This window comes from Allobosea eneae, from assembly GCF_042657265.1.
GTDB classification, from domain to species: Bacteria; Pseudomonadota; Alphaproteobacteria; order Rhizobiales; family Beijerinckiaceae; genus Allobosea; species Allobosea eneae.
On record NZ_JBHSLW010000079.1, the window covers coordinates 1 to 2746 of the forward strand.

At 61.5% G+C, this 2746-nt stretch carries 1 protein-coding gene; it reads right to left on the bottom strand.

Annotated features, from left to right (window positions below; genetic code table 11):
• Nucleotides 1–130: 130 nt before the first annotated feature.
• A complete protein-coding gene (locus ACFPOB_RS28645; RefSeq protein ID WP_377801663.1) occupies nt 131–2569 on the bottom strand; it encodes a TOTE conflict system archaeo-eukaryotic primase domain-containing protein in 2439 nt (812 codons plus the stop codon).
• Between the last annotated feature and the right edge of the window lie 177 nt (nt 2570–2746).

Consider the following 2746-nt stretch of genomic DNA (forward strand, 5'->3'; position numbering starts at 1 on the left):
CCTCTTCGAAGGCGACGATGGCGAGTTCGCACTGATCTGGTCGCGATGACCCACACCGCGGCGCTCCGCTCACAACGGGGCGCCGCGGACAACGGTCCGCTATTATGCGGAGCGGCACGGCAGGACACCGCTATTCAAGCACGTAGCCCAGTGCGCGATAACCCGCCCGTCGTTTCGCGGCCATCCGGGCGAGAACCGGGACGGCATTATCAACATAGTCGACGACAAGAACGTCTTTCTTGCCGTCATGCAGACGATGCAGGCGGCCGACATACTGCGCCAATGTTCCCTTCCAGGCGATCGGCATCGTCAGGAATAGCGTATCGAGTCGAGCGTCGTCGAAGCCCTCGCCGATATAGCGGCCTGTTGCGATTATCAGGCGCTCCTGATCATCCGCCACCCGCATCGCCGCGTCGGCCATTTTGCGATCGCCCGCAGACATACCGCCGCGCAATACGACGAGATTCTTCACGAAGGGCGAGAACCGCTGCCGAAGAGAGTCGAGGTGATCCTTCCGCTCGGTTAGAACGACGGGCGAGCGCTTCGCCTCAAGCGATTTCAGCACGTCATCGAAGATCAGGTCATTCCGGCCGCTATCCTGCGCCAGTGCCGCATAGATCGCAGACATTGACGGGCGCTCGGTCGCGGCCAGCGCCACCGGTAACTCAAACCGCGTCGAGCGATCACGCGCGCGGTGGCGGATACCACGTTCGGCAGCTTGCACCCTTGCGTCGACCCGATGGCGAACGGGGCCGCATTGCATGAAGATGATGGGATGATGCCCATCCTTTCGGGCGACGGTCGCCGACAGGCCGGCGACGTATCGCGCCTTTGATCGCCGCGCGACAAGCTCGAAGCTCGCAGCGGACAGGTGATGGCATTCGTCGACAATCAGATGACCGTAATCGGCGACGATATCTGCGACCTCTCCATTGCGTACCAGACTCTGGATGAGCGCGACGTCGATGACGCCAGTCGGCTTTCTTTTCCCGCCACCGATCATGCCGATCTGCTTCGGATCGATCTTCAAAAAGGATCGTAGACGTTCCACCCATTGATTGAGCAACTCCCGTCGATGGACGAGAATGAGCGTGTTTCGCGCGCGGTGCGCAATCAGTGCGGCTGCGACGACCGTCTTGCCAAAGGCCGTCGTCGCAGCAAGTACGCCAGTGTCGTGGGCGACAAGAGCCTGGCAGGCCGCCACCTGCGGCCGTCGTAATTCGCCTTGGAAGGAAACGGTCGCAGGAAGTGCCGCGCCGATTTCGCGCAGATCTTCCAGATCGGCAACGGCGCCATGGCTCGCGATAAGATCGATCGCCTCGCCGAGACAGCCTCGGGGCAACGCCACATGTTGAGCAAAAAGCTCGGCGCACGAGACAATCCGGGGCTTGCCGAATGTCGGCAACCGCATGGCCTGAGCGCGATAGAACTCCGGATTCTGGAAGGCCGCCAGCCGGATAAGCTGCGCGATCAGGGCCGGCGGAAGCTCTGTCCTGTCGATGTAAACTTGATCGGCGACCACGATCCTGATGTTTGGCGGGATCGCAGCCTCGATACGCCGCGGCGCACTCCGGCGTGACGGCGGCATCTTCCACGGCTCGTCGGCATGTTCGTCGTCCACCGGCATGCGGACGCCCAAAATCCGACCTGATTGTTCCGCCTCTCCCGCGATCCTGAAGGCAATCTCTGCCGACACCCTGGGCAGGGACGACAGATAGGCCCATTGGTCGTCGTAGGGCCGCAGCTCCTCGTCGACAAAGACGCTGTTTCCGATCTCCCGGGCCTTTCGCTGCAACGGCAGCGCAATCAGATTCCCAAAACCTCCAAGGGGCATGGTGTCCTGGCTGGGAAAGAAGCGATCATAGGATGCGAAGCCGATCTCGGGGCGTTTCTCCATCGTCTCCGTGATCAGGGCCGAGCCCAGTTGCCTGGCGATCCTCGCTGGCACAGGCTCGGAGAAGAAGATCCATACATGGCCGCCATTCCCCGATCTCGATCGCTCCAGGGCGGCGGTAATCCCCTTCGCATGACAGATGGCCAGCAGTGCTCTGGCATCGTCGGCCCAGCTTTCCTTGTCGAAGTCCGCGGCAAGGAACCAGCACGTCTCGTCCTGCAGCAATGGATAAACCCCGGCGACAAAGTCACCGGAGCGGACATCGCCTCCGCGCAGATGCTTTTCGACGATGTCCTCGGAAAACGGGATGAATGCCTGGTGCGGGCATTCTCCGCATTTCACCTTCGGCTTGCCGCAAATCCCCTTGGCCCACTCGTTGGCACAGGCTGGTGAATACCCCGCGCGCCCAGCCTTCGTGTTTTCCCATCGCGTGGGGAAGACATCGGTCCGCCCGGCGAACAGACGGCGGAACAGGGCGATTTTCTCGGCCGATGACGAGTTGTTGGTGACAGGGGCATCGGCAAGAGAGGGCCGTTCGGAGGAGCAACTACCGGATGTCAGTCTCTGCTCAAATGTCTCCAGCTCACGCTCGAGCTTGGCGCGCTCGGCATCCAGATCGCCCAGCCGCCGCCGAATGCGCGCTATTTCCTCCGAAACATCATTTCCATCCGCCAAAGCCGCAACTCACGCCTCAGGTTCCAGGTCACGAGGCAACATAAACCAAAGTGCGTTCGACGCGCGAAGAGCCGCGGCTCAATGGTCGAGATTATGCGGAGCGGCACGGCGACAATAACCCCGCAAAACCGCGGCTGCCAGCCAACGACTCCACATAATCCCGCGCTACGCATAATC